Source organism: Lentzea cavernae (assembly GCF_014653695.1).
In the GTDB taxonomy this organism is placed as follows: Bacteria; Actinomycetota; Actinomycetes; order Mycobacteriales; family Pseudonocardiaceae; genus Lentzea; species Lentzea cavernae.
This window is the reverse complement of sequence record NZ_BNAR01000005.1, coordinates 172,248-196,492: the sequence shown is the minus strand read 5'-3', so window position 1 is coordinate 196,492 and position 24,245 is coordinate 172,248. Positions and strand designations below refer to the sequence as shown.

Here is a 24,245-nt window from a genome sequence, read left to right as displayed (position 1 = left end):
GCACTTCCCCGGGGATTCCACCTGGCAGGTGTCGAGCAGAACCGGCGACACCTTCGCCCTCTACGTTCGTGACGCGCTCGGGCTGAGCACACCCACCGCCGACGCGGTCCCGCCCCTGAACGCGCCGGTCCCGCGCGTGCACGACGTGTACGTGCCGGAGACCTTCGGGCCGGCGTGGGACCGGTGGTGGACCAGGGCGGTGGAGTCCGGCGGCGCCCTCACGGCGCCCAGCCAGTGGCCCGTCGGCCCGCCGGCCCAGCTGCGCGCCGCCTACGACGCCTGGCACCCCGCGCCGACCTCGCCGGGGGAGACGACACGGCGCGACAGGTCCAGGAACGACTTCGGGCTCGCGCTCAAGGAGGCCGTCGGGCAGCTCACCACCGAACTCGGCCACGAGCCCGTCTTCGACCTCAACCTGATCGAGATCCCCGTCCGGGGCCAGTTCTGGCGCCGCACCGCCCGGCGCACGGTGCTCGTGTCCGACGAGCTGCGCTCCTCCCGCAACGTCCTCGCGCCGCTGGAGTCAGTGATCCGCGACCTCGCCCAGTAGAGACTCGTCCAGTAGCGCCTCACCCGTGCGGTAGAGCTGCTCCAGCAACGGCCGCAGCAACAACCCCTTCGCCGTCACTGCGTACGAGGTGCGCACCGGGAAAGCGGGGGAGCGGGTGCACGACACCAACCCCTGCGCCACCAACGACTCCAGCCGTTCCGTGAGCACCTTCGCGCTCAGCGACGGCAACCCCGCCCGCAACCGCGTGAACGACCGCGGCCCCGCCATCAGGTCCCGCAGCACCAGCGTCGCCCACCGGCCGCTGATCGCCGCCAGCGCCACCTCCACCGGGCAGTCCGCGGACGGCCGGTCCCAGGTCACCGTTTGGTGACCCACCTGAGCGGAGGCGACGCTGTCGGCATGCACCCCTCCAGTGTCGCCCACACCTTCGCCGCCGCCTTCAACTCCCGTGACGCGGCCGCGGTCGACGCCGTGTACGAGCCCGCGGGCCTGTTCGTGCCCGAGCCCGGCACCACCGTCACCGGTCTCGCGCGCCGGGAGGCCAACCAGCGGTTCCTCGGGCTGGGCCTGCCCATCGACGTGGCGCCCCGGCACGTCTACGAACACGACGGGATCGCGTTGCTGATCGTGGACTGGAGGATCGGTGAGGTGAGCGGTACCGCCACCGACGTCGCCCGCCGGGGCGGGGACGGCCGGTGGCGATACGTGATCGACAACCCCTTCGGCACCGCCTAACCCGGCGGTTCCATCGCCCCGGTCATGATCGCCACCGCGTCCGACATCGAGATGGACTTCGGGTCCACCACGGCCTTGCGCCGGCCCAGGCGCTGGATGTGGATGCGGTCGGCGACCTCGAACACGTGCGGCATGTTGTGGCTGATCAGGATCACCGGCAGGCCGCGGTCGCGGACCTGCAGCACCAGGTCCAGCACCGCACGGGACTCCCGCACCCCCAGGGCGGCGGTGGGTTCGTCCATGATCACCACCCGGCTGCCGAACGCCGCCGCCCGAGCCACCGCGACCGCCTGGCGCTGACCGCCCGAGAGCGTCTCGACCGCCTGGCCGGGGTTCTGGATCGTCATGATCCCCAGCGCGTCGAGCTGGCGGCGCGCCTCCTCCCGCATGCCGGCGCGGTCGAGCATCCGCAACACCGAGCCCAGCACGCCCTTGCGTCGCCGTTCGCGGCCCAGGAACAGGTTCGAGGCGATGTCGAGCGACGGCGCGACCGCCAGCGACTGGTGCACCGTCTCGATCCCGGCCCGCCGTGCGTCCAGCGGGCTCGGGAACGACACCGGCTGCCCGTCGAGGAAGATCTCGCCCTCGTCCGGCACCACCGCCCCCGACAGGGCCTTGATCAGCGACGACTTGCCCGCCCCGTTGTCGCCGATGACCGCGAGGATCTCGCCCGGCAACAGCTCCAGGTCCGACCCCGCGAGCGCGGTCACCCTGCCGTAGCGCTTGACCAGGCCCGTGGCCCGCAGGATCGGGGCGCTCATGCCTTCACCTTCCTGATCCACTGGTCCAGCGACACCGCCACGATGATCAGCACACCGACCGCCATCGTCTGCCACAGCACGTCCACCCCGGCCAGCGCGAGACCGTTGCGGAACACGCCGACGATCAACGCGCCGATCAGTGACCCCACCACCGCGCCGCGGCCGCCGAACAGCGACGTCCCGCCGATCACGACCGCCGTGATGGAGTCCAGGTTGTCGGTCTGCCCGGCCTGCGGGCTCGCCGAGGCGATCCGGCCGATCAACGTCCACGCCGCCACCGCGTAGATCAGCCCCGCCGTCGCGTACACGCTCAGCAGCACACGGGCCGTGCGGATACCGGACAGGCGCGAGGCCTCCAGGTCGTCGCCGGTGGCGTAGACGTGCCGGCCCCAGGCGGTGTTCTTCAGCACGAACGCCATCGCCGCCACCAGCGCGACCAGCAGGATCGAGCCGTAGGTGATGCGCGTACCGCCGACGGTGAAGGTCTGCCCGGTCCACAGCAGCAACGACGGCATGTCCGTGCCACGGATGGTGGCGCTGCCCGAGTACCAGAGGTTCAGGGCGAAGAACACGTTGAGCGTGCCCAGCGTGACGATGAACGGCGGCAGCTTCAGCCGCGTCACCAGCAGGCCGTTGAGCAGCCCGCACAGGGTGCCCACGGCGAAGCCGAGCAGCAGCGCGGGCAGGCCCGGCAGGCCGGTCTCCGCCGCGACCTTCGCCATCACGATCGAGGTCAGCACCATGATCGCCCCGCACGACAGGTCGATCCCCGCGGTCAGGATCACGATCGTCTGCCCCACCGCGAGCGTGCCCACCACCGCGACCTGCTGCAGGATCAGCGAGATGTTGCCCGGCGTCAGGAACCGCTCCGACAACAGCGCGAACACCACCACCGACACCAGCAGCACCACCGCCGGCCCGATCGTGGCCTGCGCGTGCAACAGGTGCTGCAACCGGGAGAGCACCGAGCGGTCCCGCTGCTCGGGCAGCGGAGCCGAGGGCCGTGCAGCCGTGGCCGTCATGGCTCAGCCCCAGCAGTTCTGCAGGCCGAACGCCGAGTCCTTCGACTCCACGCCGTCCGCGGGCTGGTCGGTGATCAGCGTGACCCCGGTGTCGGTGTTCTGCGGCTTGGACCCGTCCTTCGCGAACTTCGCCACCGCCTCCACCCCGAGCTGCGCCATCTTGAGCGGGTACTGCTGCGAGGTCGCCCCGATCACCCCGGCCTTGACGTTGTTCACACCGGGACAGCCGCCGTCGACCGACACGATCACGACGTCCTTCTCCTTGCCCGCCGCCTTCAACGCCTCGAAGGCACCGGCGGCCGCGGGCTCGTTGATCGTGTAGACGAGGTTGATCGCCGGGTCGCGTTGCAGCAGGTTCTCCATCGCCGTGCGGCCACCGGACGGGTCGCCGTTGGTGACGTCGTGGCCCACGATCCGCGGGTCGGACTCGTCACCGATGCGGTTCTTGTCCTTCACGTCGACACCGAAGCCCTCCAGGAAACCCTGGTCGCGCTGCACGTCCACCGACACCTGGTTCGGGTTGAGGTCGAGCAACGCGATCTTGGCCTGCTTGCCGTCCTTGGCGAACTTCGCCTTCGCCCACTGGCCGATCAGCAGGCCGGCCTTGTAGTTGTCGGTCGCGAACGTCGCGTCCGCCGCGCTCGCCGGCTCCAGCTGGGTGTCCAGGGCGATCACCAGCAGCCCGGCCGCCCGTGCCTTGTCCACCGACGGCACGATCGCCTTGGAGTCGCTCGGTGTGATCAGGATGCCCTTCGCGCCGGACGCGATCAGGTTCTCGATCGCGTCGACTTGTGTCTGGTTGTCGCCGTCCTGCTTGCCCGCGAACGACTGCACCGTGACCCCCGAGGACGACGCCGCCTGCTGCGCGCCCTCCTTCATCTTCACGAAGAACGGGTTCGTGTCCGTCTTCGTCACCAGCCCCACCAGCGTCGACCCGCCACCGGACGAGCCACCACCTCCGCACGCGGTGAGCACGAGCAACGCCGCTGCGCTGAAAACCCCGACCGTCCTGCGCATGACAACTCCTACGTCAACGTTGACGTAACCAGACCTCCGCAGACTCACCGTGAGTAACGGAAGAGCAGCTACGAGTGGACTCAATCGGGTATACCGTTCACGTCATCGTTGACGCAAGAGTCCAAAGGACGTGGCCATGGACCCCGCAGCGGGCAGACGCGAACCCACCATGCGCGACGTCGCCGCCCTGGCGAAGGTCAGTACGAAGACCGTGTCGCGGGTGATCAACGGCCTTCCCGGCGCCGGGGCCGAGGTCGTCCAGCGCGTCCGCGACGCCGCCCGCACGTTGGGCTACCGGCCCAACCTCACCGCCAGCGCCCTGCGCCGCTCCGACCGCCGCAGCGCCACCATCGGCGTGCTGTTCGAGGACCTGTCCAACCCCTTCGACGCCGCCCTGCTGCGCGCCGTGGAGGACCGCGCCCGCCACAGCGGCGTCCTCGTGCTCGCCGGCAGCAGCGAGGACGACCACGCCCTGCAACGCGAACTGCTCGTGTCGCTGTCCGCGCGCCGCGTCGACGGCGTCGTCGTCATGGCCGCGGGCGGGCACCAGGACGCCCTGCAGCACGAACGCCAGCGCGGCACCCCGATGGTGCTCGTCGACCGGCCGCCCACCTTCGGCGGTACCGACTGCGTCACCACCACCAACCGCGACAGCTCCCGCGACGCCGTGCTGCACCTCGCGGCACTGGGTCACCGCGACATCGCGTTCCTCGGCGACCGCCGCACGCTGTGGACCAGCCAGGAGCGCTACACCGGCTACCTGGAGGGCCTCGCCCAGGCCGGGCTCACCCTGCGTGACGCGCTCGTGCGCACCGACCTGCACGGCGAGGACCTCGCCGCGGACGCCACCGCCGCGTTGTTCGGCCTCGACCGGCCGCCCACCGCGTTGTTCACCGCCCAGAACCTCGTCACCGTCGGTGCGATGCGCGTGCTGCGCGAACGCGGCCTGCACCACCGCGTCGCGGTCATCGGCTTCGACGACTTCCCGCTCGCCGACATGCTCGACCCCGGCATCACCGTCGTGCGCCAGGACGTCCCCGGCATCGGCCGCAAGGCCGCCGACCTCGTCCTGGCCCGCATCGACGGCGACACCTCACCGCCCGTGCACGCCGTCGTCCCCGCCGCGCTCGTGCGCCGCGGCTCCGGTGAGATCGCGCCTAGCTGACCGACACCACCGCGTCGATGACCTGCGGGCCCGAGTTGAGCACCGCGTCGTTGTGGTCGGCGCCGCCGATCTCCACCAGCCGCGCCCGTGCCGCCGTCGCCACCTCGCGACTCTGCGCGGGCGGCACCACCGAGTCGGCGCTGCCCAGCAGCACCACCGTCGGAACGTCCACAGCGGACACCCGTTCGAGCACCGGGTACTTGTCCTGCAACAACATCTTCACCGGCAACCACGGGAAGTGGTGCGACCCCGCCGCCGCCAGCGACGTGAACGGCGAACGCAGCACCATGCCCTTGGGTGCCCGGAACGTCGCGAGCTCCGCCGCCACCGCCGCGCCCAGCGACTCACCGAAGTACACGACCGGCCCGTCGATCAAGTCCAGCGCCGCACGCGCGTCGAAGGTGAGGCCCTCCTCCGCGGGCTTGCCCGGGTTGCCGCCGTACCCGCGGTAGTCGAACAGCAGCACCGACAACCCCCTGGCGATCAACCCCTGCGCCAGCGACACCCGCCCCGAGCGGTTGCCGGCGTTGCCGGGGAACACGATGACCGTCGCGGGCGCCTCGGGCAGCTCGAAGTGCCAGCCGCCGAGCACCAGGCCGTCCGCCGTCACCAGCCGGACGTCACGGCCGCCGGGCAGCACCTCGTCCGCCGCGGGCAGCGGACCGGGGGAGGGGAAGTACACGAACTTGCGCTGGAAGGTGAAGACCACGGCGACGATGGTGACAACCACCGCCAGCGCGATCAACACCGCCCTGCGCATCCGGGCTCAGAGCGTGCGGGAGAACAGCGCCAGCAGCTCCGTCCAGTGACGCTCCGCCGCATCCGCGTCGTAGGCGGCGGTGTCGGCCTGGGTGTAGCCGTGGTGCGCGCCCTCGTACACCTCGCACCGGTGCTTCACACCCGCCTCGGTGAGCGCCTGCTCGAGGCGTTCGACCTGCTCAGGTGGCATCGCGGCGTCCTGGTCCGCGTGCGCGAAGTACACCTCGGCGCTGACCTGCCCGGCCAGCAGGTGCGGGCTGTCGTCGGCCTCGGAGGCCAGGTTCGCGCCGTGGAACCCCGCCGCAGCCGCCACCCGGTCCGGGTAGGTGCCCGCCGTGCGCAACGCCAGACCCGCGCCCATGCAGTACCCCGTGACGCCCACCGGCCCGTCCGCGGTCAGCGGCGAGTCGGCGAGGAAACGCAGGTACGCGCCGGCGTCGCTCATCAGCCCCTGCGGGGTCAGCGACCGCAGCATCGGCATGATCTGCTCGAACACCGCGGGACGCGCCGCCGGGTCGATGAACTCCGGCAGCTCGACCACCGGCGCGCGGCCCGCCCGGTAGAACACGTTGGGCACCAGCACCACGTACCCGGCCCGCGCGAGGCGGTCGGCCATCTTCTCCAGGTGCGGGCGCAGGCCGAACGCGTCCATGTAGAACAGCACGGCGGGGAACGGGCCCTCGCCGTCGGGGCGCGCCAGGTAGGCGTCCGCCGTGCCGTCCTCGGTGATCACGTCCACGGTCGTGCCGGGCATGCGGTGGTTCCTCTCGGGTGAACTAGTCGGCCGGTGCGAACGGCACCAGCACGACGGTGATGTTGTCGTGCCCGCCCGCGTCCAGCGCGACCTTCACGAACTCCTCGGGCCCGCACGGCAGCAACGACTGCAGGTCCTCGGGCTCGGACCGGTAGTTGTGCAGCCCGTCCGAACACAGCAGGAACACCCCCGGCGAGGTCGGCTGCAGCGTCACGACCTGCGGCTCCACCCGCCCGGCGTCCGCGCCGATCCACCGCGACAGCACGTGCGCGCGACGGTCCGTGCGCGCCTGCTCCTCGGTCAGCACGCCTTCGGCGACCAGCTGCGCCGCCCACGTGTCGTCCGTCGTGAGCTGCTTCGAGCCCTCGTCCGACAGCCAGTAGGCGCGCGAGTCGCCGACCCAGCCGACCGTCACCGACGACTCCGTGACCAGCGTCGACACGAACGTGCACGACGGCGCCACACCCCGGCCGCCCGGCTCGAGGGGCTCGTCCTCCACCAGCTTCTCCACCGCGGAGCACGACGCGGCGACGGCGTCGACCATGGCCTGCTCCGGGTCCGCGGTGTCGATCAGCGCGTTGAGCAGCACGTCGACCGCGGCGTCGGCGGCGGCCTGCGAGGCCTGCTCCGCGCGTTCGGAGGACGCCACGCCGTCGCAGACCACGGCGGCGACACCCTTGCCCGCCACGTGACCGAACGCCATCGAGTCCTCGTTGCGCGCCCGCCGCTTGCCCCGGTCCGACACACCGGACACCGCGCCCAGCGTGTACTCGACCCGGTCGCGCGCCGAAGGCTGGTGCCGGCCGCACTGGGTGCAGTAGTCCTCGTCATCGATGTCCGGCGACCCGCACAGGATGCACGAGGCCTGCGCGGGACCGGTCGGTCCGCCCAGCGGCGTGCGGCGCACCAGCAGGTTGCGTCCGCACGCCTCGCAGAACCGGTCCTCCGCCGCGACGGGCGCGAAGCACTCCGGGCACTTCAGGGTGTCCATCAAACCAACGTCCTAGGCCTTACCGCGTTCGCGCGGTCCACCAATGCGATCCGTTCCTCCGGCGTGGCCGCGAACCGGGCCAGCGTGCGGTAGCGACGCTCTAAACCCAGCCGAAGCTCGTGTTCGGAGAGTGCACAGTCCAGCACCTTGCCCTCGGCGGCCTGATTGCGGGTCACGTAGTGGTACGCCGCCTCCAGCACCTCCGCCGACAGCTGCGTGTGCGAATGAACGTCGATGTCCAAGGCGTGCAACCGTTCCCCGGCCGCCACCAGGTCCTCCGCGCCGCAGTCGCCGAGCTGTGCGCGCACCGCGGCGATCTGCGCCGGCAGATGTTGTGAAGACGTGTCCGGAACCGACAGCAGCACCTCGACCGCCCGCGCCCGGTCCCCGCACGCCAGCGACACCCGCGCCAGACCGAACGCCGCCGACACGTACGCGTGGTCGGTGCGCCACACCAGCTCGTACCAGGCCGCCGCGGCCGTCAGGTCCCCGACGGCCTCCGCGCACACGCCCAGCGCGAGCTTCGGCGCCGCCTCGCCCGGCACCGCCGAGCACACCGCGTCGAAGAACCCCAGCGCGTCGCCGGGCCGTTCGTCGGTCAGCGCCGCGAGACCGCGGTACCAGTCCGGGCGCCAGTCCTCCGCCGGGTCGAGCTCCGGCTCGTCGAACATCGACGGCGCCGTCAGCGTCCCCAGCTCCCGCAACGCCGCCTGCGTGTCCCCGGACTCGATCAGCACCCGCACGATCCGCAGCCGCACCTCCACCGTCAGCTCCGGCGCCTTGCGCAACCCCTCCGGGTCCGACGTCGTCGCCGTCGCCAGCCACGAGGCCGCGGCGTCGGAGGTGCTCACCGACGGCGCCGGCAACGCCAGCGCCACCTCCCGCAGGTCCAGCGAGCCCTCCACGCCGAACCGGCGGCGTTCCGGCGTGAACTGCCGCGACAACCCCGGCCGCGGCACACCGTCCTCCAGGGCCAGCACCTCGCGCAGCACGCCCGTGAGCTGCTCGGCCATGTCCTCCGCCGAGCAGAACCGCAGCTCCGGGTTCGGGTTCGTCGCCCGCAGCAGCAGCCGGTGGAACGAGGGGTAGCGGCCCAGCAACGGCACCTCGTCGGCCGTGGGCAGCCGGTCCTTGCACTTGCCGCGGAAGTCGAACGGGAAGCTCATCACCGCCAGCGCCCGGCCGACGGTGTAGATGTCGGAGAACACCGACGGCCCGATCGTGCCGATCTCCGGCGCCTGGTAGCCGACCGTGCCGTAGATGGGGGAGTGGTGGTCGTCGACGCGCCGCACCGCCCCCAGGTCGATCAGCTTGAGCTGCTCCTCGGTGTGGATCATGTTGTCCGGCTTGAAGTCGCAGTACAGCAGGCCCACCCCGTGCAGGTAGCCCAGGGCGGGCAGGATCTCCAGCACGTAGGCGATGGCCTGCGCCAGCGGCAGCGCCTCGTCACCGCGGCCCTCCCGGCGCCGGTGCGTGATCATGTCCTTGATCGACTCGCCGCCGACGTACTCCATCACGATGTACTCGACGAGCTTGTCGCTCACCTTGCTCTCGTGGCGGATGAAGTTGTGGATCTTCACGATGTTCGGGTGCTCGACCTCGGCCAGGAACCGCCGCTCCGCCAGCGCCGCCGCCATCGCGTCGGCGTCACCCGAGTCGAGCAGGCCCTTGAGCACCACCCACCGGTCGCTCACCGCGTGGTCCAGCGCCAGGTACAGCCAGCCCAGGCCGCCGTGCGCCAGGCACCCCAGCACCCCGTACTGGTCGTGCAGCACCTCGCCCGGTTCCAGCTTCGGGGTGAACGAGTAGGCGTGACCGCACTGCGGGCAGAAGCCCTCCACCCGGCCCTGCTTGCCGTCCTTGGCGCGCCCGACCTTCTTGCCGCACTTCGAGCAGAACCGCTTGGCCTCCGGGACCTCGGGGTTCTCCAGCACCGCGGTCTTCGGGTCGCGGTAGGGCACCCGCGGCACCTCGACCAGGCCCGCGCCCAGCCGGCCGCGGCTCATCGACCGGGCACTGCCGCGGCGCGCCCGTCCCGACGCCGAGCGCGACACCTCCTGCGACACCGACCAGGGCGCGGTGCCCGGCGCTGTCGACGGCCCCGTCTCGGGCAGGTCCAGTTCTTCGCTCATCTGACGCCCCCTAGTCCCGATAACGCGCGACCGGCGGCGTTGGTGCCGGGCCCAGCGGCGTGAGCCACCGCCCGTAGATCCCGCGCCACGTGCCGTCGGTGCGCATCCGCTCCAGCACGCCGTTGACGAACCGGACCAGGTCCTCCTGCCCCTTCGGGATCCCCACCCCGTAGGACTCGTCGGTGAACCGCGATCCCACCACCTCGGTGTAGGGGTCCTGCGCCGCCAGTCCCGCCAGGATCGTGTCGTCGGTGGAGATCGCGTCCGTCTGCCCCTGCTGCAGCATCACCAGGCAGTCGGTCCAGTTCGGCACGCTCACCGTCGTCTTCGCCCTGGTCACGACGTTGCCCAGCGACGTCGACCCCGACGCCACGCACACCCGTTTGTCCGCGAGGCCCTCCACGCCGGCGATGCCGGAGTTGCGGCGCACCAGCACCCGCTGCCCGGCCTGGTAGTAGACCTGCGAGAAGTCCACGCTCTCCAGCCGCTGGCAAGTGATCGTCATCGTGCGCACCACGACGTCGACCGCGCCGCTTTGCAGCATCGGGATGCGCTCCGCCGCTGTGACGACCTTGAACTGCACCTTCTTCTCGTCGCCGAACACGGCCTTCGCGATCTGCCGCGCCACGTCGACGTCGAAGCCCTCGATCTCGCCGGTGAAGGAGTTGCGGAACCCCATCAGGTACGAGTTCTGGTCTACCCCGGCGATCAACCGGCCGCGCTGCGCGATCTTCGCCATCGTCGACCCGTCGGGCATCTGCCCGGCCTGCGGCAACGCGCCCGGCCGCAGGCTCGCCGTAGCGTCGCACGAGGGCGGTGGGCCCGCCGCGCTGCTCGGCGCCGCCGACACCGTGCTCGCGTCCGCCGGCTGCGGGGCCGCGGCACTGCGCGGCACCACCTCGCTCGGCGCCGGTCCCGCCGAACACGCCCCGAGCAGCAGCACCGCTGCCAGCGCCAGTCGCCTCACCTGTACTCCTTGAGCCGCTGCCACAACCCCATCGCCGCACCCGCCGCGCCGATCACCGCGAGCACCAGCACCCCGACCGCCGTGCCCGACAGCGACACGCGCGCCACCGCCACCTCGTCGCTGAAGTCCTGCCGGGCCTCGGAGATCCCGCGCACCAGCGCCTGGTCCAGCGAGTCGAAGTACGGGTTGCCGATCAACGCCACCGCGTCGTTGTACTGCCCGGCGTCGTCGGCCTCGCGGATGCGCTGGTGCACCTGCTGCCACTGCCGGAACTGCCGCATCGCCTCGGCCGCGGCCTCGGTGTCGTCGAGTTTCACGGCCTGGTCCAGCAGGCCCTCCAGCCGTTGCGAGACCTCGACGAAGTTCTTCTCGTAGGTCTGGCCCGCACCGCGCGCGACCAGCGTCAGCGTCTCCTCGCCCCGTGCGGTGAGCGTCGCGATCCGCGCCTGGGCGAGCACGTCGACCTCGTCCGAGGCCGCCCGCGAGTCCGCCACGTCGTTCATGACCAGCACCGACACCGTCGTCACCCACAACAACGACAACCCCGCGGCCCCGGTCGCCACCAGCAGGCCGACGTTGAGCAGCCGGTTCGTCTTGCGCGTCAGGTACCGCTGCGTGAGCACCAGCGCGATGACCAGCGCCAGCGCCACCCCGACCGAACCCCACGGGAAGCTCGCCTCGTCCTGCGCGCGGGCCACCCGGTCGGTCTCCGCCTGGTACAGCTCCTGCGCCGCGGGCAGCAGCTGCGTGCGCATCAGCCCGGAGGCCTCCCGCAGGTACGCGGCGCCCACGGGGAAGCCCTGCCGGTTGTTCGTGCGCGCCGTCTCGATCAGCCCCGTGTAGACCGGCAGCTGCGCGGCGAGCGTTGCCGTCAGGTCGGGGGAGGAGGCCGTCGCCACCGAGAGCGCCGCCTGCGCCTGCGCGATGTCGGCCTCGTAGCGTTCCCGCAGCTGCGAGGGCTCCAGGCCGCCGGACAGGAACGCGCTGGCCGCCGTCGCGTCCGCGTCCTGCAACGCCCGGTAGACCTCCTGCGCCGCGTGCGCGAGCGGCTCCGACCGCGTCGCCAGGTCCTCCAGCGCCCGTTCCTGGCGGTTCACGCTCCACGTCGTCAGCCACCCGCTCGCGAGGCTCGCGACGACCAGCACCACGACGATCAGGCTCAGCCGTCCCGGGGTCGACCGCGCCAGACCGGTGACGCGGCGCACCAGCGCCTGCCGCGGCTGCGAGTCGATCACCACGAGCGAGCCTCCCGAACGGCGAGTTGATCGGCGTGGCGTAACTGTAGGCACCTCAGTGACACCGCGTCGGAATTAACGACCCATCCCGCGAGACGTCACTCGGCTGTTACCGCTCGTAGCGTCTCAGTAGCCCCGGCGTTCGGCCTCCGCGTGCCACCAGGCAGGCGGGGACGCGCCCGTGACCTGGGAAGAGGGTTGCTCGGGGTGAAGGCCGAGGCGGCGCAGCGCGCAGGGCTGCACGGAGATCGCGATCACACCGGAGCCCGGACGGCACATCAGGTCGACCCGGACCTCGCCTGGGTCGAAGGGCATCCAGTCGATGCCGCGCTCGCGCAGTCAGGCCCGCAGGGCGGCGGAGGAGGTGGGCCTGCCCTTGACGTTGTCGTAGCGCGCGATGCGCACCCAGTCGTCGTTCACGCCGCCATCATGACCTGGACCCGATGAGCCGTGCCACTCCGTTGAGGATCATCTCCAGGCCGAACTCGAACGAGTGCTCGGGGCTGAACGCGCTCTGGTGCGCCTGCCCGACGGCCGCGCCCACCCGTGCCGCCACCGGGTAGCGGGCCGGGTCGAACACGGTCATCAGCACCGGTGCCGCCGCGTCCCACCACTGCTGGTCGGTCAGGCCGGTCTCCTTCTCGGTGACCGCGGCCGCCGTCAGGTCCCGCGCCGAGTTCTGCACGTGCCCGAGCACCACGTTGAGCACCGAGTCCATCTCCACGTCCGACAGGCCCACGCCCTCCAGGCCCCGCAGTTCGAAGTCGTACTTCGCCGCGACCTGCGGGCCCAGCACCGTGCGCGACGGCGCCACCTGCAACAACCACGGGTGCCGCCGGTACAGCGCCAGGTTCTCCGCCGCCACGTACGCGAGGTGCTCGCGCCAGCCGCCGGCCGGTTCGCGCCCGGTCGCGGCCTGCACGGTGTCGACCATGACGTCGACGAGCTCGCCCTTGCCCGGCACGTAGGTGTAGAGCGACATCGTCCCCACGCCCAGCGACTCGGCCACGCGCCGCATCGACAGCGCCCGCAGCCCGTCCGCGTCGGCCAGGGCGATGCCCGCCTGCACGATGCGGTCCACGCTCAGGTCCGGCTTGCCCTTGCGCGACACGCGTTCCTGGGTGCGCCACAGCAACGCCAGCGTCCGCGCCGGGTCACCGCTGCCCGTGTGTTCGATCACGAGCCGGACACTACCGTACCGTATGGTGTACGGTACAGGGTGTGTTCGTGCCCGCCGACCCGCCCAGACTCGGTCAGCTCCGCGGAAAGCCCCTGCTCGAAGCGTTGCCCGAGGCGCTGGCCGAGGACGGCTACTGGGCCGTGGCGGCCGCGACCGCGCTCACGCTGGTCGCCCGCGGCCGGATCGTGCCGGGCGTGACGGCCGCCGGCCACGACACCTGGCGCGTCGGGCCGCTCGACCACGCCGACGAGCTGCACCTGCGCCAGCTCGCCGCGCGCGGCGACTACGAGCTGCTCCGCGCGTTCCTCGACGCCGTCGCCGACACCCTGCCCCGCACCGGCACCGGACCGTTCGCCGGCACCGAGCCCCATGACGTCTCCGGGCTCAAGGCGTGGGCCGACGAGCAGATCACCATCTCCCTGCGCGTGGAGACGACCGACGACCTGCGGTTCCGGGCGATCGTGCAGGTCCGCGCCATCACCGACCCCCACCCGCGCGACGTGCGCGGCTCCGGTCGCGAGCTCGACGCCATCCGCGCGATGAGCCGCGTCGACTGGCCCCCGTTGCAGCGCCTGCTCGACACCGCCGAGCTCACCGACGGCGAGGTCGCCGAACTGCTCGGCACCGGCATCGAGGTCCACTGGCCGCGCGGCGTCGTCGGCGGGCTGTCCGCGAAGGCCGTCATCGGCGAGTCCGGCGGCACGTTCCAGGCCGGCGACCTGCTCACGTTCGACTGGCGGCTCGCCCTGGGCGGGCAGGACCTGACCGAGGCCGAGATGGACCTCGTCGCCGAGGCGTCCCGGCCGGTCGTGCGGCTGCGCGACCAGTGGGTGCTCGTCGACCCGTCACTGCGGAAGAAGGTCCGGCGCCGGCTCAAGCCCCTCAGCGCCGTGCAGGCCGTCACCGCCGCCCTCACCGGCGTCGCGATCATCGACGGCGAACGCGTCGACGTCGTCCCGCACGGCCTCACCGCCGCCATCACCACCGTGCCGGAGTTCCCCCAGCCCGCGGCGCTGAAGGCACAGCTGCGCGACTACCAGCTGCACGGCCTGCGCTGGCTCGCCCACATGACGAGCCTCGGACTCGGTGCCTGTCTGGCCGACGACATGGGCCTGGGCAAGACCATCACCCTCATCGCCCTGCACCTGCACCGCGCCGATCCCCGCCCGACACTCGTCGTCTGCCCGGCCTCGCTGCTGGGCAACTGGGAACGCGAGATCCGCCGCTTCGCCCCCGGCACGCCCGTCACCCGCTACCACGGTCCACACCGGACCCTGCCGCAGGACGGCGTCGTGCTCACCACCTACGGCACCATGCGCCTGGACGCCGAGGCCTTGCGCTGCCACACCTGGGGCATGGTCGTCGCCGACGAGGCTCAGCACGTCAAGAACCCGCACTCCGGCACCGCCAAGGCACTGCGCTCCATCCCCGGCGCCGCCCGCGTCGCGTTGTCCGGCACACCCGTGGAGAACTCGCTCTCGGAACTGTGGGCCGTGCTGGACTGGACCACACCGGGCCTGCTCGGCACGCACCGCGCGTTCCGCACCCGCTGGCCGCGACCCGACGACACCCTCGCCAAACTCGTGCGGCCGTTCCTGCTGCGCCGCCGCAAGTCCGATCCCGGCGTCGCCCCCGAACTGCCCGCCAAGACCGAGACCGACCGGTACGTGTCGCTGTCGGTGGAGCAGGCCGCGCTCTACGAGGCGCTGACCCGCGAGACCCTCGAGCAGATCGCCCACTCCGACGGCATGGCCCGGCGCGGGCTCGTGCTGAAGCTGCTCACCGGCCTCAAGCAGATCTGCAACCACCCGTCGCACTACCTCGGCCACGACTCGCTGCAGGGCACCTCCGGCAAGCTCGACCTGCTCGACGAACTGCTCGCCACGATCGTCGCCGAGGACGGCTCCGCGCTGATCTTCACCCAGTACGTCGGCATGGCCAAACTGCTCGAGAAGCACATCACCCAGCCCACCCGGTTCCTGCACGGCGGCACCCCCGTGCCCCGGCGCGAGCAGATGGTCGACGACTTCCAGAACGGCCGCGCACCCGTGTTCCTGCTCTCGCTCAAGGCCGCCGGCACCGGACTCAACCTCACCCGCGCCGACCACGTCATCCACTTCGACCGCTGGTGGAACCCCGCCGTCGAGGACCAGGCCACCGACCGCGCCTACCGCATCGGCCAGACCAGACCCGTCCAGGTGCACAAGCTCGTCACCGAAGGCACCGTCGAGGAACGCATCGCCGCTCTGCTGCAGGACAAGCGCGACCTCGCCGACGCCGTCCTGCACGGCGGAGAGGCCGCGTTCACCGAACTCACCGACGCCGAACTCGCCGAACTCGTCCAGCTCAGGAGCGCGCCATGACCGCCCGCGGGTTCGCCGCGTTCCCCAAGGTGAAACGCCGCATCGCCACCACCTGGTGGGGCAAGGCCTGGGTGCAGGCCCTCAAGGACACCGCACTCGACACCGGCATGCTCAACCTCGGCCGCCGCTACGCCCACGCCGGCGTCGTCGGCCCCGTCACCGTCAGCCCCGGCCGCCTGCACGCCCAGGTCCACGACGACGACACCGCCTACAGCACCACCGTCAGCGTCCCCGTGCTCTCCGAAGTCCAATGGGGACGGTTCCTCGACCGCGTCGCCGAACACTCCGGCCACATCGCCGCCTTGCTGGACAACGACATGCCCCGCGACCTCGTCCTCGCCGCCGAGGAGTCCGGAGTGGACCTGCTGCCCGGCATCGGCGACCTCGAACCCGACTGCGACTGCGACGGCTGGGAACTGCCCTGCCGCCACGCCGCCGCACTGGCCTTCCAGGTCGGCTGGCTGCTCGACACCGACCCGTTCGTCCTGCTGCTGCTCAAGGGAAAACCGGAACAGGAACTCCTCGACGCGCTGCGCGACCGAGTCGCAGGCCCCGTCGGCACCAGAACACCTGTGGTGGTTTCCCACGAACAAGCAGGTCAACTGCCCGCCCGCCCCGCCGTTCCCGCCACCACACCTGTGGTGCTCGCCGTCGAGCCACCGCCCGGCTTCGAGGCCGCGGACCTCGTGGCGCTGATGGAGATCGCCGCCACCCGCGCCCGCGCCCTGCTTTCCGGCACTCTCGAAGGGTGATCACCGAGAAGCAGAAGATGACGACAGGCCGGCTGTACAAGGACTCCGACCCCGAACTGGTCGCCGAACGCCTCCGCGCCCAAGCCCTGGTGGACGAGTTCAACGCCACCCGCTCCGGCGAGGTCATCTCGACGCTCTTCGGTTCGATCGGCGAAGGCTCCTGGGTCATGCCGCGGTTCCAGTGCGACTACGGCTACCAGATCCACATGGGATCCAACAGCTTCCTCAACTACGACGCCATCCTCATGGACTGCGCCACCATCACCATCGGCGACGACGTCTCCATCGGCCCCCGCGCCCAACTGCTCACCGCCCTGCACCCCCTTGAGGACCACGAGGCCCGCCGCCAGCGCTACGAGTCCGCCGCCCCGATCGTCATCGGCGACAACGTCTGGCTCGGCGGCGGCGTCATCGTCTGCGCCGGTGTCACGATCGGCGACAACGCGGTCATCGGAGCCGGTAGCGTCGTCACGCGCGACATCCCGCCGCGCGTGCTCGCCGTCGGCAATCCCTGCAAGGTGGTCCGTGAGCTCTAAGACGCACGCCGAACCGCTGGTCCTGCTCGGGCTGACGGTCGTTGCCCTGGTCGTGTCCGGGATTGGCCCGTATGACCGTGCCACCTGGTACCTCGAGGTCGCGCCCGTCGTGATCGGCGGGGTGCTGCTGGTGGCGACGTACCGGCGGTTTCGCCTGACACCGCTGCTGTACCGGCTGATCTTCCTGCACGCGCTGGTGTTGCTGTTGGGCGGCCACTACACGTACGCGCGTGTGCCGGCCGGGTTCTGGGTGCAGGACCTCTTCGATCTGGCTCGCAATCACTACGACCGGTTCGCGCACTTCGTGCAGGGGTTCGTGCCGGCGGTGCTCGCCCGGGAGATCCTGGTGCGGCGGTCGCCGTTGCGGCCTGGTGGGTGGTTGTTTTTTGTTGTGGTGTGCGTTTGTTTGGCGTTCAGCGCTACCTATGAGTTGGGAGAGTGGCTGGCGGCGGTGGTCGGGGGTTCGGCCGCGGATGAGTTCCTCGGGACCCAGGGGGATGTGTGGGACACGCAGTGGGACATGTTCATGGCGCTGGTGGGGGCTTTGGTGGCGCAGGTGGTGTTGGGGCGGGTGCATGACCGGGAGCTCGCGCGGGTTGTGTGAGCAGGCCGTCGCGCACGTTGATGGCTTGGTCGTGGGCGGGTCCGGCCGGTCGACGTCGAAGCCGTGGTCCTGGACCCGAGCCACCCCGCCGTCCACGTGCCGTGCAAAGTCGGACGGCACCCCGGCTTCCACCTGTCCACACAGGACCTCCTGCGCCACCCCGACTGCTCCGGCACCACCTGGCGAGGTTCGGTCACCCCAGGTAGATCGACGCCAACCGCCGCACCGCCGCCGTCACCTGCTCCCGCAACTCCACGGGCTCCAGCACCTCGACCTCACCGCCCAGCCGCAGCAACATCCCGGTCGCATGGTCCACGGACTCGATGGGGATCGTCACCCGGAACGAACCGTCCTCGTCCACAACGGACTCCTGAGCGGCCTTCGCCACCACCGGCAGCACGTTCGACGCGAACGACTCCCAACCACGCTCGGACAGCCGGATGACCGCCGAGCCCGTGTACTGCCGGGCCTGGAAGTCCTCCAGCGACTCCGTCCAGTGCGCCGCCAGGTCGAAGCCCTCGGGGCGTGCGAACGACTTGTCCAGCACGGTGGCCGCCTGGATCTGCGACACGCGGTAGGTCGAGATGCGGGTCGAGCCCTGGGCGACCAGGTACCAGCGGCCCGCCTTGAGCACGAGGCCCAGGGGGCGCAGCACGCGTGTCACGTCCTCGGGTGAGCGCCAGCGCCGGTAGCTGACCTCCAGCAGGCGTTCCCGCCACACCGCGTCCGCCACCAGGCCCAGCAACGGTGAGCGTTCCGGGTCGTAGTACCAGGCGGGGGCGTCGAGGTGGAAGCGCGTGGCCATGCGGGAGGCGCGGTCGCGCATCGGGGACGGCAGCGCCGCCATCAGCTTGAGCTGGGCCGCGGAGACCGCGTCGCCGAGGCCCAGGTCTGCTGCCGGGCCCGGCAGGCCTGCGAGGAACAGGGACTCTGCCTCCTGTTCGGTCAGGCCGGTCAGGCGGGTGCGGTAGCCGTCGAGGAGTTGGTAGCCGCCGGACGGGCCGGCGTCGCCGTAGAGGGGGACGCCGGCCGCGTGCAGGGAGTCGACGTCGCGGTAGATGGTGCGCACCGACACCTCCAGCTCGTCGGCCAGGGACTGGGCCGTCATGCGGCCCTTGGCCTGCAGGAGGAGCAGCAACGACACCAGTCGACTCGCGCGCACGTGCACACACTGACACACGGTGTCAGCGGTTCAGCCGCCGAAGCGGTCGGTGGCGGCGACGATCGCCGCTGTCATGCTGCCGCCGCCGTGGCCGGTGTCGTCCAGGACGACGAGTTCGCTCCCGGGCCAGGCCCGGTGCAGTGCCCAGGCCGTGGCGAGCGGGCCGCTGACGTCGTAGCGCCCGTGGATCAGCACGCCGGGGATGCCGTGGAGCCGCCCGATGTCGCGCAGCAGCTGGCCTTCCTCGAGGAAGCAGCCGTGGGACCAGTAGTGGGTCACGAGGCGGGCGAAGGCGAGCTGGAACGACGGCTCCGCCACCGACAGGAACGGTGCTGCGTCGGGGGCCAGCGACATGTGCGTGTCCTCCCACTCGCACCACCGGTGCGCGGCCGCGGCCCTGACCTCGGGGTCGGGATCGTGCAGCAGCCTGGTGTAGGCGGCGGACAGGTCGCCGTCGCGGTCTGCGGAGGGCACGCCGTCGCGGAAGCGTTCCCACTCGCGCGGGAAGACGCGGCCCATGTCGCGGGTGATCCAGTCGGTCTCACTGCGGTCGCCTGCCGTCACGGCCGCGAGCACGAGTTCGGTCACCCGCTCGGGATGCGCCTGCGCGTAGGCGAGGCCGAGCGTGACGCCCCACGAGCCGCCCTCCACGAGCCAGCGCTCGACGCCCAGGTGGACCCGCAGCGCCTCGATGTCGGCGATGAGGTGCGCGGTGGTGTTCGCCGACAGGTCGACCACCGGGTCGGTCGCCGATGGGGTGCTGCGCCCGGCGTTGCGCTGGTCGAACTGGACCACGCGGTAGCGGCTCGGGTCGAACAGGCTCCGCGTCCGCGGAGAGCTGCCGGAGCCGGGACCGCCGTGCAGCACGACGGCCGGCTTGCCCTCGGGGTTGCCCGAGACCTCCCAGTACAGCGAGTGGCCGTCGCCGACCTCCAGGCTGCCCGACTCGTACGGCTCGATCGCGGGATAACGACTGTCCTCGGATGTGCTCGCCATGCGGACATGATCGCCCATCGCATCACTGACGGAAGCTGTCAGGGTTAGCTCATACGTTCGACGCATGGCTTTCTACGAGAAGCAGCTGGCGGTCAAGGAACCGCTGGTCGTCGCGGGCAGACACGTCAAGCGCTACGAGGTGGTCACCCCGGGGCTGGAGATCACCGACGACATCCGCGACGCCGCCTGCGCGTTCCTGCCGCGGATCTACCCGGACTTCGACGACCCGACCCCGCCCGCCACCGTGACGGTCCTGCACCGCAGTGCCGCGGGCATGTACCTCAACGCCTACAACTGGGTCTGGGACAACGTCCTGCACTGCCGCACCGCCGTGTCCGGCGACCAGCCGTTCCTCGGATCGACCGACCCGGACCTCACGCGCTTCACCGTCATCCCCAAGGACCTCATCGGATGTGTCTGGGAGCTCCCGCCGCTGGCCCACGAACGCACCGCGTGGGTCCGGCACGTGCTCGAGCCCGACGCACCGGACTTCGACGGCTACCTCGCCGACGTCATGGCCGAGGGCCTGGTAGGCCGTTGAGCGCGGACTGGCAGGGCGCGGCCTCTCGCTGAAAACCGGTGGACGGCGGCGTTAGGTTCGCAGGCATGACCACTCCGGAATCCGTCGTGCGCGCACTGGCCGAACCCACGAGGCTGCGGGCGTTCGCCGCCGTCGTCCTCGGCGCGGGAACCCTGGCCGACGTCGCCACCGCCTCCGGACTGAAGGTCAAGGACGCCGGCACCGCGCTGCGCAAGCTCCGCGAGGCCGGGCTGGTCGAAGGTGAACCGGCCCGGCCCGCCGACCTCAAACCACTCGCCGCGACCCTCACCGAGGCGATGCCCGCGGACGGGCTCGCGCCGTTCGTGCGGGACGGCAAGCTCGTCTCGTTGCCGGTCGCCCACGAACGCCGCCGCAAGATCCTCGAACACGTCGCCTCGCACGCCTTCACCCCGACGACCTACTACGAGGAGACCGAGATCAACGAGCGGTTGCAGGCTTGGTGCGACGGGGGAGAGCTCGACCACGTCACCATCCGGCGCTACCTCGTCGACCTCGGTCTGCTCGAACGCGGCGGCGGTCTGTACCAGGCTCAGCCCCTGCCGATGTAGGGCATGTTCGTGGCCATCACGGTCATGAACTGCACGTTGGCGTTCAGCGGCAGCTGAGCCTGGTACAGCACGGCATCGGCCACGTGCCGCACGTCGAACGTCGGCTCCGGCCGCGTCTCGAAGTTCGCCTGCAGCACACCGGCGCCCATCCGCTCGGTCATCTCCGTCGCGGCGTTGCCGATGTCGATCTGACCGCACGCGATGCCGAACTCGCGGCCCTCCAGCGACAACGACTTCGTCAGCCCGGTCATCGCGTGCTTGGTCGCGTTGTAGGCGACGGCGTGCGGGCGCGGCACGGACGCCGAGACCGAGCCGTTGTTGATGATCCGGCCACCACCGTGCGTCTTCATCACCTTGAACGCCTCGCGGGCGCACAGGAACGCGCCCGTCAGGTTCACCCCGACGACCTTCTCCCACGCGCTGAGGCTGAACTCCTCGATCGGTGTGGCGCGCACGTTCATACCGGCGTTGTTGAACAACACGTCGACACGGCCGAAGCGCGCGACGACCGTCTCGAACAACGCGACGACCGAGTCCTCACGCGACACATCGGTCGGCACCACGAGCGCGGAGCCGGGAAAGCCCTCTCCGGTCTCGGTCAGCGCGTCCTCGCGCCGGCCGCCAGCGCCACCTGGAACCCCGCCGCCAGCAGGGTTCGCGCCGCCGCGCGCCCCACCCCGGAACCGGCTCCCGTCACGATCGCGACTGCCATCGGTGATCTCCCCTCGATCCAGCGATTGCCCGAAGTGTCCCGTGTGGAGTAAATCCTGGGTGTGGAGTGCGAAGAGGACACCTGCCTGCTCTGCGCGGGGTCCGGAACCATGTCGTGGCAACAACCCGTTCCCGGTCCCGAAGGCCTTGTGCTGCACGAGATGTCGCACCCGTGCCCGCGCGGGTGCTCCGGCTGGTGGAAGCTCCCGCACGGGGAAGGCAGAGGCATCGTCGCAGGCAATGTCGCACGTGCCAACGAGATTCCGGCCGGACCGTCCACGCAGTCCTGATCACCGAGCGTGAACGGTGGGGGTCACCCATTATTGCCAGGAGGGTCCCTGCTTGGCGGCTGCCCCCACTTGGAGTAGAGGCGGACACTGTTCTTTTGTGAAGGAGTGCAGCCGTTGCCTTGGTTCTGGGCTCAACGAGGACCGGACCGCCTGCCGGGTCTGCGGAGGCCTGGGGCAGGTGCCCGACCGCTAGCTGGGCCTATTTCTTCGTCATCAAGGTCGGGCCGAGGATCCGGCGGGCCAACCGCCGGGTCAACGACTTCGGTTCGCGTGCGGCCGCCGCGGTGGCCGTCTTCGGAGCCGCCGTCTTCGGGGCCGCCGGGGTGACCGCCGGTGGACTGACCGCCGCGGGAGGCGGCGTCACCGGAGCGACACCGGGGATGGTCGCCGGGTCCAGTTGCTGGGGCGGGATCTTCGCGAACACCTGGGTCTCGGCCTCGACATTGCCGGGCTGCTGCTGCTCGATCGGCACGCGGAGATCTTGCCATCGGTGTCCCGCACGCCTGGAATGAGGGGCCGCCTGTCGTGCGGGCCGTCACGTTGACGGCGACCCGGCCGGCTGGAGGTGGCTGGTCACGCCACCGGGGTGACGGCCGTCACGCAGCACACCGGGGCATGCCGGCCCCAAGCGGAGTGTGATGACTGAGACGACCGAGCGCGCGAACGTCGGGCCGCCCGACACGCTGCTCTGGGAGCGGATCGCGCAAGGCGACCACGCCGCGTTCACCGAGCTGTTCGAACGCCACGCCGAAGCGGTCTGGAACTACGCCTACCGGCTGACGGCCTCGTGGTCGCAGGCGGAGGACCTGCTCTCCGCGACGTTCCTGACCGCGTGGCGCAAACGCGGAGACGCCCAGCTGGTGCGGGAGTCGGCGCTGCCGTGGCTCTACACGGTGACCGCGAACCGCGCCCGCACCGAGTGGCGGGCCTCGCGCAGAGCGCTGCGGCTGGTCACCAGGCTGACGCCGCAGGACGAACGCGACCACGCCGACGAGGTCGCCGCCCGCGCCGACGCCCAGCGCAGACTGGCCGCGGTGGTGGCCGCCATCGCGACGCTGCCGGCGTCCGAACGCGAGATCGCCCAGCTCTGCCTGCTCGGCGACATGTCCACCGCCGACGCCGCCGCGCTCCTCGGCATCACCGAGTCGAGCGTGCGAGCCCGCGTCTCCCGCACCCGCGCCCGGTTGCGCGACCTGACCCCCGAGGACACCCCGTGATCGACCACATGCCCGAACACCGCACCCTGCCCGACGACGTCCGCATGCGCGCCCGGCAGCGCCTGAGCGAGGGCATGCGCCCCGCCGCCCGCAACGGCCGGCCGCTCCTGATCGCCGCCGGCGTCAGCGCGCTCGCCGCCGGAGCCGTCTTCGCGGGCCAGGTCCTCTACGGCGGCAACGCCGACCCCGCCGCACCGCCCATGCAGCACAACGGCGAGTTCGTCGGCAAGGACCGCGCCGTGGTCAACCACGTCGAGAAGGGCACGGTCGCACCCGACGCACTGGCCCGCTGCACCGCGGCCGCGAAGGAGCACCCGCCCGCGGGCCAGTGGCAGCCGATCGCGACCAGCCGCAAGGACGGCGTGGTGCTGACGGCGTTCCGCGTCGAGGCCGGAGTGTTCTTCTGCGCGAACACCGCCACCACCACGACGATCTCCGCCCCGGACCCGGCCGTGGTCGAGGCCGGGCGGCGCAAGGTGGAGGTCCTGTTCACCACGCCCAACGGCACCATGGCGGGCCTGGTCTCGCCGGACGTGAAGTTCCTGAGCCTGTCGCGGATCTACGAACCGGGGTGGAACAACACCTCACCCGCGCTGGTCGACGGCCTCTTCCTCGCTCCCAGCGGGTACCTCAAAGCCGAGACCGGCACGAAGGCCCTGGTCAACGGCGAGGAGTTCACCGTGCGCGGCGTGCCGAAGCCGACGCCGTCCGTGGCCGACCGCCCGCTGCCGCCCGCGGACCGCAGCACCCCGGAGGCGCGAGGGCTGGCCACCTGCCAGGCCGGCCGCCCGATCCCGGACCCGGACCAGTTCGCGCACGGGGTCACCGCCAAGGTCAGCGCCACCAGCACGATCGTGCTCGGCCGGTTCGGCGACCTGATGGTCTACTGCCTCGACGACGGCGGTGGGCGACGCGGTTTCGTCTACGACCTGCGCGACCCCGACGGGATGGAGATCGTGAACGGCGCGACCGTGGGGTCGATCCGTTCGGCCTACGACTTCGTGCCGCTGGAGGGCGGTGGTTCCGCCAGCACGGGCAGCGCCGCGGCCGGTGTGCTCTTCGACCCGCGCGTCGCGTCCATCACCTACACCGCGCCGGGCTCCGCCGACGTGCCCGCCGTGATCGGCAACGGCACCTTCGTGCTCGCCGCCCCGTTCACCGACGCGCGCCCGGGCGCCCAGGTCGTGGTGCGCGACGCCGGGGGAGCGGTCCTGGAAACGATCACGCCCACCCCCTAGGCGGATCGATCGGTACGGCGGGGTGAGCGGCGCTGAA

The 24,245-nt window shown here is 71.2% G+C and carries 26 protein-coding genes and 1 pseudogene; 11 read left to right on the top strand and 16 right to left on the bottom strand.

From position 1 onward, the window contains the following. The first annotated feature begins 28 nt into the window (after positions 1-28). Positions 29-550: a hypothetical protein gene (locus IE307_RS18420; RefSeq protein ID WP_191299203.1), complete on the top strand. Its 522-nt coding sequence runs from the start codon at positions 29-31 to the stop codon at positions 548-550. Here IE307_RS18420 and IE307_RS18415 read toward each other — a convergent pair. Continuing rightward, entirely contained in the window at positions 524-916 is a 393-nt protein-coding gene (locus IE307_RS18415) for a winged helix-turn-helix transcriptional regulator (RefSeq protein ID WP_191299202.1), read from the bottom strand. The genes IE307_RS18420 and IE307_RS18415 overlap by 27 nt on opposite strands. Between IE307_RS18415 and IE307_RS18410 the strand changes: the two genes are divergently transcribed. Then, a complete protein-coding gene (locus IE307_RS18410; RefSeq protein ID WP_191299201.1) occupies positions 911-1,246 on the top strand; it encodes a YybH family protein in 336 nt (111 codons plus the stop codon). The two genes, IE307_RS18415 and IE307_RS18410, sit on opposite strands and share 6 nt — an antisense overlap. Here the strand turns inward: IE307_RS18410 and IE307_RS18405 are convergent. From IE307_RS18405 to IE307_RS18395, 3 genes are read right to left on the bottom strand one after another with little or no spacing between them, the layout of a single operon-like run. Further along, a complete protein-coding gene (locus IE307_RS18405; RefSeq protein WP_191299200.1) occupies positions 1,243-2,007 on the bottom strand; it encodes an ATP-binding cassette domain-containing protein in 765 nt (254 codons plus the stop codon). The genes IE307_RS18410 and IE307_RS18405 overlap by 4 nt on opposite strands. Beyond that, entirely contained in the window at positions 2,004-3,029 is a 1,026-nt protein-coding gene (locus IE307_RS18400) for an ABC transporter permease (protein ID WP_191299199.1), read from the bottom strand. Before IE307_RS18400 ends, IE307_RS18405 begins: the two co-directional genes overlap by 4 nt. 3 nt (positions 3,030-3,032) lie before the next feature. After that, a complete protein-coding gene (locus tag IE307_RS18395; protein WP_191299198.1) occupies positions 3,033-4,046 on the bottom strand; it encodes a sugar ABC transporter substrate-binding protein in 1,014 nt (337 codons plus the stop codon). A gap of 136 nt (positions 4,047-4,182) precedes the next feature. Here IE307_RS18395 and IE307_RS18390 point away from each other — a divergent pair, with 136 nt between their 5' ends. Continuing rightward, positions 4,183-5,211 (top strand): LacI family DNA-binding transcriptional regulator, encoded by a 1,029-nt coding sequence (locus IE307_RS18390; protein WP_191299197.1) that lies wholly within the window; start codon positions 4,183-4,185, stop codon positions 5,209-5,211. On the opposite strand, the gene IE307_RS18385 is transcribed toward IE307_RS18390, so the two are convergent. The 8 genes from IE307_RS18385 to IE307_RS18350 form a co-directional block, all read right to left on the bottom strand. Then, positions 5,204-5,971, bottom strand: coding sequence for an alpha/beta hydrolase (locus IE307_RS18385; protein ID WP_191299196.1), 768 nt, complete (start codon positions 5,969-5,971; stop codon positions 5,204-5,206). The two genes, IE307_RS18390 and IE307_RS18385, sit on opposite strands and share 8 nt — an antisense overlap. A gap of 6 nt (positions 5,972-5,977) precedes the next feature. After that, on the bottom strand, positions 5,978-6,724 hold the full coding sequence (locus IE307_RS18380; protein ID WP_191299195.1) for a dienelactone hydrolase family protein: 747 nt from the start codon (positions 6,722-6,724) through the stop codon (positions 5,978-5,980). A 22-nt stretch (positions 6,725-6,746) separates the two neighbouring features. Further along, positions 6,747-7,715: a PP2C family protein-serine/threonine phosphatase gene (locus IE307_RS18375; RefSeq protein WP_191299194.1), complete on the bottom strand. Its 969-nt coding sequence runs from the start codon at positions 7,713-7,715 to the stop codon at positions 6,747-6,749. Continuing rightward, positions 7,715-9,847 (bottom strand): serine/threonine-protein kinase, encoded by a 2,133-nt coding sequence (locus IE307_RS18370; protein WP_191299193.1) that lies wholly within the window; start codon positions 9,845-9,847, stop codon positions 7,715-7,717. The genes IE307_RS18375 and IE307_RS18370 overlap by 1 nt, the downstream gene beginning before the upstream one ends. Before the next feature lie 10 nt (positions 9,848-9,857). Next, a complete protein-coding gene (locus tag IE307_RS18365; RefSeq protein WP_229904831.1) occupies positions 9,858-10,814 on the bottom strand; it encodes a glutamate ABC transporter substrate-binding protein in 957 nt (318 codons plus the stop codon). Continuing rightward, the gene (locus tag IE307_RS18360) at positions 10,811-12,049 is read right to left on the bottom strand and encodes a GlnX family signal transduction membrane protein (protein ID WP_229904830.1); all 1,239 of its coding nucleotides are present in this window, start codon (positions 12,047-12,049) and stop codon (positions 10,811-10,813) included. Before IE307_RS18360 ends, IE307_RS18365 begins: the two co-directional genes overlap by 4 nt. 126 nt (positions 12,050-12,175) lie before the next feature. Next, complete coding sequence (locus IE307_RS18355; protein WP_191299191.1) at positions 12,176-12,364, bottom strand: hypothetical protein; 189 nt, start codon at positions 12,362-12,364, stop codon at positions 12,176-12,178. Between the two features lie 112 nt (positions 12,365-12,476). Further along, positions 12,477-13,229, bottom strand: a complete 753-nt coding sequence (locus IE307_RS18350; RefSeq protein WP_229904829.1) for a TetR/AcrR family transcriptional regulator — start codon at positions 13,227-13,229, stop codon at positions 12,477-12,479. Positions 13,230-13,270: 41 nt separating this feature from the next. Between IE307_RS18350 and IE307_RS18345 the strand changes: the two genes are divergently transcribed. The 4 genes from IE307_RS18345 to IE307_RS18330 are packed head-to-tail and all read left to right on the top strand — an operon-like array spanning position 13,271 to position 17,484. Beyond that, positions 13,271-15,592 carry a DEAD/DEAH box helicase gene (locus IE307_RS18345; RefSeq protein WP_191299190.1) on the top strand — a complete coding sequence of 774 codons (2,322 nt, stop codon included), beginning with the start codon at positions 13,271-13,273 and terminating at the stop codon, positions 15,590-15,592. After that, on the top strand, positions 15,589-16,344 hold the full coding sequence (locus tag IE307_RS18340; protein WP_191299189.1) for an SWIM zinc finger family protein: 756 nt from the start codon (positions 15,589-15,591) through the stop codon (positions 16,342-16,344). Before IE307_RS18345 ends, IE307_RS18340 begins: the two co-directional genes overlap by 4 nt. A gap of 17 nt (positions 16,345-16,361) precedes the next feature. Next, positions 16,362-16,880 (top strand): sugar O-acetyltransferase, encoded by a 519-nt coding sequence (locus tag IE307_RS18335; RefSeq protein ID WP_191299817.1) that lies wholly within the window; start codon positions 16,362-16,364, stop codon positions 16,878-16,880. Further along, entirely contained in the window at positions 16,870-17,484 is a 615-nt protein-coding gene (locus IE307_RS18330; RefSeq protein WP_229904827.1) for a DUF2238 domain-containing protein, read from the top strand. Before IE307_RS18335 ends, IE307_RS18330 begins: the two co-directional genes overlap by 11 nt. 193 nt (positions 17,485-17,677) lie before the next feature. On the opposite strand, the gene IE307_RS18325 is transcribed toward IE307_RS18330, so the two are convergent. Continuing rightward, positions 17,678-18,646: a helix-turn-helix transcriptional regulator gene (locus tag IE307_RS18325; RefSeq protein WP_191299188.1), complete on the bottom strand. Its 969-nt coding sequence runs from the start codon at positions 18,644-18,646 to the stop codon at positions 17,678-17,680. 30 nt (positions 18,647-18,676) lie between these two features. Further along, on the bottom strand, positions 18,677-19,642 hold the full coding sequence (gene pip / locus IE307_RS18320) for a prolyl aminopeptidase (protein ID WP_191299187.1): 966 nt from the start codon (positions 19,640-19,642) through the stop codon (positions 18,677-18,679). 64 nt (positions 19,643-19,706) lie between these two features. On the opposite strand from pip, the gene IE307_RS18315 reads away from it, so the two are divergent. Both IE307_RS18315 and IE307_RS18310 read left to right on the top strand, forming a co-directional pair. Next, positions 19,707-20,183: a hypothetical protein gene (locus IE307_RS18315; protein WP_191299186.1), complete on the top strand. Its 477-nt coding sequence runs from the start codon at positions 19,707-19,709 to the stop codon at positions 20,181-20,183. Between the two features lie 65 nt (positions 20,184-20,248). Continuing rightward, entirely contained in the window at positions 20,249-20,752 is a 504-nt protein-coding gene (locus IE307_RS18310) for a DUF2087 domain-containing protein (RefSeq protein WP_191299185.1), read from the top strand. Here IE307_RS18310 and IE307_RS18305 read toward each other — a convergent pair. Beyond that, positions 20,734-21,464, bottom strand: a pseudogene (locus tag IE307_RS18305) (SDR family oxidoreductase). The gene IE307_RS18310 and the pseudogene IE307_RS18305 sit on opposite strands and share 19 nt — an antisense overlap. A gap of 488 nt (positions 21,465-21,952) precedes the next feature. After that, positions 21,953-22,225, bottom strand: a complete 273-nt coding sequence (locus IE307_RS18300) for a hypothetical protein (RefSeq protein ID WP_191299184.1) — start codon at positions 22,223-22,225, stop codon at positions 21,953-21,955. A gap of 166 nt (positions 22,226-22,391) precedes the next feature. On the opposite strand from IE307_RS18300, the gene IE307_RS18295 reads away from it, so the two are divergent. Together IE307_RS18295 and IE307_RS18290 are read left to right on the top strand one after the other, a co-directional pair. Beyond that, entirely contained in the window at positions 22,392-22,970 is a 579-nt protein-coding gene (locus tag IE307_RS18295; RefSeq protein ID WP_191299183.1) for an RNA polymerase sigma factor, read from the top strand. Next, complete coding sequence (locus IE307_RS18290; RefSeq protein ID WP_191299182.1) at positions 22,967-24,208, top strand: hypothetical protein; 1,242 nt, start codon at positions 22,967-22,969, stop codon at positions 24,206-24,208. Before IE307_RS18295 ends, IE307_RS18290 begins: the two co-directional genes overlap by 4 nt. Positions 24,209-24,245: the final 37 nt, after the last annotated feature.

Bases quoted from the DNA above. Each gene is read 5' to 3' on its own strand.
- IE307_RS18410 (WP_191299201.1), top strand. From the start codon at position 911: ATGCACCCCTCCAGTGTCGCCCACACCTTCGCCGCCGCCTTCAACTCC.
- IE307_RS18405 (WP_191299200.1), bottom strand. From the start codon at position 2,007: ATGAGCGCCCCGATCCTGCGGGCCACGGGCCTGGTCAAGCGCTACGGC.
- IE307_RS18400 (WP_191299199.1), bottom strand. From the start codon at position 3,029: ATGACGGCCACGGCTGCACGGCCCTCGGCTCCGCTGCCCGAGCAGCGG.
- IE307_RS18395 (WP_191299198.1), bottom strand. From the start codon at position 4,046: ATGCGCAGGACGGTCGGGGTTTTCAGCGCAGCGGCGTTGCTCGTGCTC.
- IE307_RS18390 (WP_191299197.1), top strand. From the start codon at position 4,183: ATGGACCCCGCAGCGGGCAGACGCGAACCCACCATGCGCGACGTCGCC.
- IE307_RS18385 (WP_191299196.1), bottom strand. From the start codon at position 5,971: ATGCGCAGGGCGGTGTTGATCGCGCTGGCGGTGGTTGTCACCATCGTC.
- IE307_RS18380 (WP_191299195.1), bottom strand. From the start codon at position 6,724: ATGCCCGGCACGACCGTGGACGTGATCACCGAGGACGGCACGGCGGAC.
- IE307_RS18375 (WP_191299194.1), bottom strand. From the start codon at position 7,715: ATGGACACCCTGAAGTGCCCGGAGTGCTTCGCGCCCGTCGCGGCGGAG.
- IE307_RS18370 (WP_191299193.1), bottom strand. From the start codon at position 9,847: ATGAGCGAAGAACTGGACCTGCCCGAGACGGGGCCGTCGACAGCGCCG.
- IE307_RS18355 (WP_191299191.1), bottom strand. From the start codon at position 12,364: ATGCCCTTCGACCCAGGCGAGGTCCGGGTCGACCTGATGTGCCGTCCG.
- IE307_RS18340 (WP_191299189.1), top strand. From the start codon at position 15,589: ATGACCGCCCGCGGGTTCGCCGCGTTCCCCAAGGTGAAACGCCGCATC.
- IE307_RS18335 (WP_191299817.1), top strand. From the start codon at position 16,362: ATGACGACAGGCCGGCTGTACAAGGACTCCGACCCCGAACTGGTCGCC.
- pip (WP_191299187.1), bottom strand. From the start codon at position 19,642: ATGGCGAGCACATCCGAGGACAGTCGTTATCCCGCGATCGAGCCGTAC.
- IE307_RS18315 (WP_191299186.1), top strand. From the start codon at position 19,707: ATGGCTTTCTACGAGAAGCAGCTGGCGGTCAAGGAACCGCTGGTCGTC.
- IE307_RS18310 (WP_191299185.1), top strand. From the start codon at position 20,249: ATGACCACTCCGGAATCCGTCGTGCGCGCACTGGCCGAACCCACGAGG.
- IE307_RS18295 (WP_191299183.1), top strand. From the start codon at position 22,392: ATGACTGAGACGACCGAGCGCGCGAACGTCGGGCCGCCCGACACGCTG.